The sequence below is a fragment of the Clostridium lacusfryxellense genome (assembly GCF_018861735.1).
GTDB lineage: Bacteria > Bacillota > Clostridia > Clostridiales > Clostridiaceae > Clostridium_AD > Clostridium_AD lacusfryxellense.
The window spans coordinates 1-5896 of record NZ_JAHLEB010000099.1 but is presented as its reverse complement, the minus strand read 5'-3'; the positions used below and the strand labels follow the sequence as shown (position 1 = coordinate 5896).

The window sequence follows — 5896 nt, the reverse complement described above, 5'->3', positions numbered from 1 at the left end:
AAATTTTCTGGAATTTGTTTAAAAAATTATATAAAAAAAACAGGGTATGCATTTTTAAACATACTCTGTTTTAAAACTATTGGTTTAATTTCTTAACTTAATGACATTGGGTGTTAACCTTTTTTTTTTCTTTTGAAATTAGTGATAATGTCCTTTGCAACTTGCAATATAGATATTTTCATCATCAATACTATATATAAGTCTATGAACCTCTGTTATCCTTCGACTCCAATAACCGAACAACTCATGTTTTAATGGCTCTGGCTTTCCTAGACCTTCATTTCCGTTTCTTTCAATATCTTTTATAAGTTCGTTAATTTTTCTTAATATTTTTTTATCCTCTAACTGCCAATATAAATAATGCTCCCAAGATACCTCTGAAAAATTTTTATTCATCAAGAAGTTCCTTTTTTAATCCCTTTCCCATTTTTAATTGATTAATAGATTTCAACAGTTCATTATAATAGGCAGGATCACTTCTAACGTACAAATTTTCCAAAAGGTTGTTGTATGCTGATTCCGATAACATAACCACATTATCGCCACGCTCACGAGTAATAATAATGGTTTCAAAATCTTTTGTAGTTTTGTCGCAGTAATTTTTAAAATTTTGTCTTACATTTGAATAACCTATAGCGATCATAAAATCACCTCCACAAATATATTGTACACTACTCTGTACAATATATGCAAAAAAATAATATTTGGGAATGTAATTATTATAAAAGTATTTTTAAAAATAAGGATATATGCTGATTATAAAGGTTTATTAGAGTTTTTGAAAATTTTCCATTTAATCTGAGCGAGCATCACTTCTAAAGTATTGATATATCTACGTTCTATGGCATTATTTTATAATTTTGCATCATAATTCAATTGAAGATATCAATGTGCATCACTACTTAAACCTTTGATGTTACTGGCTTCGCCTGTAATCTGTTTTCAAAAGCGGAGCGCCCTTATCCCGCCTTTTCTTGATTCCTTTATAATTCTCTTATAAATTAAAATATTTGTTGATGATTTTATAAAAGTCTTTGTTGACTTTAATATTATAAAAATTACGTATTTTTTCAAAATTATCTATGAAATTATAGGAAAACACTTTGTAAATATCATCATTTTCATCTCGATATTCAAGTGCTATTTTGAATGTTAAAAGATATTTTAAAAGCTCCTTAGAGTTAGGAATATTAGCATTATATGTAACTTTAAATGATCTTTTATCTGTATTTTTTAATGCAACTTTCATATTAAATATGTCCTCATCTGTAGTACCCTCTTCAAAATAAAAGTGCAAAAATGTATTAGGTTCATTTTCTAATTTCAGCAATGTCCTAACTCCATATTTTATATTTTTATACCCACCATCCATAATGCATAGGTCTTCAAACGCTTTTTTTGTCATATCAATCCCACCCTAAATGTTTTTTAAATAATTCTTTTTCTTGAAATTATTTTATCCTTTTCTAAAGAATTTATTGAAAATATTTCTTTTAACTTCTTTAGTAACTGCAACCTCTTCCAATGGAAGATTTAGAGCTTTAGTAAAGTTAAAATTACTTTGAATAAGTCCATTTATTTGGTAATCTTTCGCTTGAATTTGTTCATCCTTAGATTGGAGTTGTTTTATAAATTGTTCATCCCTCATTCTTAATTGTTCTTCCAAAGAAGTAATTCTCTCTTTTAGATCGGTGTATTCTCTATCTGATATATTGTTCTCTATTAGGTTTCTATCACGTTCAAGTACATTACTCACACGTTCCTTAACGTTACCGAACGTTTCTTTATAACTTTCTAAGTCTTTTGAAATTTTCAAGAAATCTGTATCAGTAATAAAGCTATTTCGGCCCTCTTTGATTGTTTTAATTCCTAGTTTTTCATTTTCATCATAAATTTTTCTACGTGATACCTTTAATTCCTCTGCAACTTGTGTAATTGTACGCATATGTACATCCTCCCACGTTACTGAACGTGTTAATACGTTCAATAAAACAAGTGTACCACACAAAGATATACATATAATAGCAATTAATTAGGAAGTCATTAAAATAATTTTAGAGATTAGTTATTTAATTTTGCAGTTAGCTGCCATCTCCTATATAAGATTGAAAAGTCATCTTGCTGACCAAACATAAATTGTTCGTAGAGTTTTCAACTGCTTCACTTAATCGTAAGTCCAATATTTTAGTACACGCTTAAAATTAGTAAATAAAGATAATTTGTGATAGGGTGGTGATCTTTATTTTATAGCTACCAAATTGCTTGCATGGTCATTTTTAAGTTTAGAATTTTTACCTTTGGTCGTATCCATTTTCCTTCTAGCTTTGCTTTTGAGTATAGTTAAATTCAATCATTTTTTAACTCACAACTACAGTTGTTGTTTTAAAGATTGTTTTAACCTTGTTTTAACCTTGTTTTCGGTTCTCTCAAAGTGGCTTATACCAGTACTTACAAGGGGTCATACAACTACAACTGGAGGGTAAACAACTACAACTGGAGGGTAAACAACTACAACTGGAGGGTATAAACAACTACAACTGGAGGGTAAGAACTACAACTGGAGGGTATATATAGCTACATTGACAACATTGTAGCTATATAGTAATATATAGCTAATGAGGTGATATATTGGAAAATAAATTAATGTTAAATAAGGAGTCTTGGATTTGTAAAGATAATAGACTCATTAACGCAAGTTATAAACTAAACTTAGGAGAATTAAAACTTATATTAGCAATATCTTCAATGGTCAATCCTTTAGATAAAGAATTTAAGGATTATATTATAAGTATTAAAGATTTTGCCAAACTTTTGGATGTTAATTTGAGTACAAATAAAAATTTTTATAGCAGGATCAAGAGAGCAAGTGGGTTATTACTAAGTAAAAGAGTAACTATCCATGAAAGTGATGGAGATTTTCAAACAGTATGGCTTTCAGGAATAAAATATTATGATAATGAGGGTAAAGTGGCTGTAAGCTTCCATCCAAGGCTTATAGAATACTATTTACAACTTCAACAATATACTAAATATCGTTTAAAAAATATAACTGATCTGAATAGTGAATATAGTTTGAAACTCTATGAGATTTTAAAACAGTATGAAAAAGTAGGAGAAAGAATATATGATCTTGAAGAATTGAAGAAGTTTTTAGGTATTGAAAATCAATATAATAGATATTACAACTTGAAAAAAAGAATTTTACTTGTAACACAGAAAGAAATAAATGAAAAAACCGATATATTTTTTGAATTTGAAGAAATAAAAGAGGGTAGAAGTATTAAAGCGATTAGATTTTACATAAAGGCTAATAAAACTAAAAATAAGGCTATTGAGGAAGTTTGTGTCACTTTAGAGGGCAAATGTACCAATGAAGAAGAAAAACGCTTTACAGAGCTTATAAACGGGGTTAAAAGCATATTCAAAGAGAACATATCAGGACTACAAGCTAAATCTATATTAGATACTGCCAAAGGAAACATAAATATTATTAAAGAAAAATATGAAATTGCTAAAGTTACACCTGGAATAAAGGGAATAGTTGGGTGGATGTGTGATGCAATAAAAAGGGACTATCAGCAACTTAAGGGTAAGGCCCAAAATGGTAGTTTTAATGATTATGAGCAAAGATCATATGATTTTGATAAGCTAGAAAGAAGATTATTAGGCTGGGATAAAACAAAAGAGGATGATGTTGGGGAAAAATATCAGCAAGGTACAATTGAATAATTTTAAGTAAATTACAAGTATTACACTAAATAACTCATAGTTAGTGTCCAAAATGGTTGGAATGACTAGAATATTTAGTGTTTTTTTATTGAAATAATTAATCTAAATAAATTGGTTAACTTTAAAACATAGCAATACGAACGGTTAACCTAGTTAACTTGTTAACAAAACACTGTTAACACTTGTTAACAGTTGAAAGAGCTACACTTATATAAAAAAATATGTTAACAATAACTATTTTGTAGTTTTCGTTAACATATTTTTTTCGTTTTATCTTTCTAAACTTTCACTTTTGCTTTTTCTTGAAATTCTTTCAGTTTCTTTTTCATTTTTCAGCTCTTTTTTGAATTCTGGCATTAAATTATGTTTATCTAAAACAGTAATCATTATTTTATGTTCTTTTATTAAACCTACCACATTGTCAGTTAACTTTTTATGTTCTTTTTTTAATTTTAAATATTTATTAGAGTACTCTGTAAATTCTTTATGATAACTTAAATTATTACTTTCAAGCGAGGCATTAACTTGTTTTAATTCATTCAAAGAAGTTTCATTTAGCACTCCTTTTTCGGCTAATTTTAATATTTTATTATAATCATCCTCTTGAAGTGTTATTTTAGAACCTATAAAGCTCTTTTTAACACTTGTTTGCTCTAAACTGAATATATTAGTCGTTAAATTTTTTAATCGCTTAGATTTAACATTAAGCTCATTATCAGCCTTGTTAAATTCAATCTTACTTTTTTCCAAGTCCTCTTGTTTAGTTTTAATTTTAAAGTCTTCAACACTTAGGTGCTTTTTTAAATCACCCTTACTCTCACCTCTTTCTAAATCATAGCCATGCTCCTTGCAATGTTTAGAAAAATTATCATGAAGTTTTATGAGGTCAACACGTTTAAAAAGGTCTTTAGCACATAATCGTCCATCTTTTGTTATTGGTACAAAATTTATATGCATATGTGGAGTTTTCTCATCATAATGAATATTTGCTGATATTATATTTTTTTCACCATAGGTCTCTTTTACAAATTCAAAACTATCTTTAAAAAATTGCTTTTGTTCCTGAGAAGATAAGTTATCAAAAAAAGATTTATCAGAAGTTATTAATGATTGGCACATAACAATAGCATCTTTTCTAACAGCTCTAGTCAAGTTTAATTCTTTGATTTTATTTTTAATTTCATGGTTATAATTTATGTTTTTAGAATTATATAAATCCTCATTTAAGTTTGATTTTGAAAAGTCTATATCTGAATTAGTATGACTAAATTCTTTTTCTCTTTGGTCGTGGATCTGAATTCCTTTGACTGTTCCAATGGTCATTTTTTGTATTCGAATAATTGCATAACTCAAATTAAATGCACCCCATCCTTATGTTAAATTTAACAGGTCACTTTATCTTAAAGGAGCGATAGCGACTGATAACTTTAATGTAAAGTATAACACAGTAGACTTTACTAGCGTAAAGATGTGCTCTCCGAGGGGGAATAATAAGGCAAGCCATATTACAAACACTAAATAACTCGTAGTTCCAATTAATCTAATTTCAATAAGCAAAGCTAAAAGGGAAATGGATAAACAAAAGAGCAGCACAAAAAAATATAGATGACCATGCATGCAATTTGGGAGATATATTTTATAATTCCACCCTATTGCTAATCTTTTAAAAACTATATTTCTAAAAAATTAAGTAGGCGGACAAAAGTACACTGGCTAATAAAAAAAGCAAATATTTTGCGTTCGCTTGCGATTTTTTATTGCTCTTTTTGTGTCCTTTTGTCCGCCTATTTTTCAACTCCAATTGATACATAATGCATCCGTTGGAGTTGCTGGGTTTGGTATATTAAAACATGCTAGTTTTCAACTCCAACTAGGGGTGTATCGACCAATTGGAGTTGAAAACTATAGTGATTTTGTATTATTTATATAAGTATATTTTAGTACTTTATGTGGCTATTTTCAAGAAGATCAGTTTTAATATTTCACTATGGAGTAATACAATAACGTCTTTTCAAAACCGACTTGTCGGCTCGCTTTTGCTTGCAAAAGTTTTTAGAAGGGGTATGAAGAACATAGCTGTCACCAGAAGCAATAGGAAAGTTCCGAATTTCATTTTGAAACTTGAACTTAGGTGTATTTAGAGCCTTTTGTTGAGTGTTTTAGATTG

Annotated in this window: 6 protein-coding genes; 1 reads left to right on the top strand and 5 read right to left on the bottom strand. The window is 28.5% G+C overall.

Annotated elements, in window-relative coordinates:
- Window positions 1-138: 138 nt before the first annotated feature.
- From KPL55_RS24980 to KPL55_RS24965, 4 genes are all read right to left on the bottom strand, one after another.
- Complete coding sequence (locus tag KPL55_RS24980; protein ID WP_216309470.1) at window positions 139-396, bottom strand: Txe/YoeB family addiction module toxin; 258 nt, start codon at window positions 394-396, stop codon at window positions 139-141.
- Window positions 389-643 (bottom strand): type II toxin-antitoxin system Phd/YefM family antitoxin, encoded by a 255-nt coding sequence (locus KPL55_RS24975; protein ID WP_216309469.1) that lies wholly within the window; start codon window positions 641-643, stop codon window positions 389-391. The genes KPL55_RS24980 and KPL55_RS24975 overlap by 8 nt, the downstream gene beginning before the upstream one ends.
- Before the next feature lie 351 nt (window positions 644-994).
- Window positions 995-1405 carry a hypothetical protein gene (locus tag KPL55_RS24970; RefSeq protein WP_216309468.1) on the bottom strand — a complete coding sequence of 137 codons (411 nt, stop codon included), beginning with the start codon at window positions 1403-1405 and terminating at the stop codon, window positions 995-997.
- 51 nt (window positions 1406-1456) lie between these two features.
- A complete protein-coding gene (locus tag KPL55_RS24965; protein ID WP_216309467.1) occupies window positions 1457-1945 on the bottom strand; it encodes a hypothetical protein in 489 nt (162 codons plus the stop codon).
- 683 nt (window positions 1946-2628) lie between these two features.
- On the opposite strand from KPL55_RS24965, the gene KPL55_RS24960 reads away from it, so the two are divergent.
- Window positions 2629-3729 carry a replication initiation protein gene (locus tag KPL55_RS24960; protein WP_216309466.1) on the top strand — a complete coding sequence of 367 codons (1101 nt, stop codon included), beginning with the start codon at window positions 2629-2631 and terminating at the stop codon, window positions 3727-3729.
- A gap of 270 nt (window positions 3730-3999) precedes the next feature.
- On the opposite strand, the gene mobV is transcribed toward KPL55_RS24960, so the two are convergent.
- On the bottom strand, window positions 4000-5082 hold the full coding sequence (gene mobV, locus KPL55_RS24955) for a MobV family relaxase (RefSeq protein ID WP_216309465.1): 1083 nt from the start codon (window positions 5080-5082) through the stop codon (window positions 4000-4002).
- Between the last annotated feature and the right edge of the window lie 814 nt (window positions 5083-5896).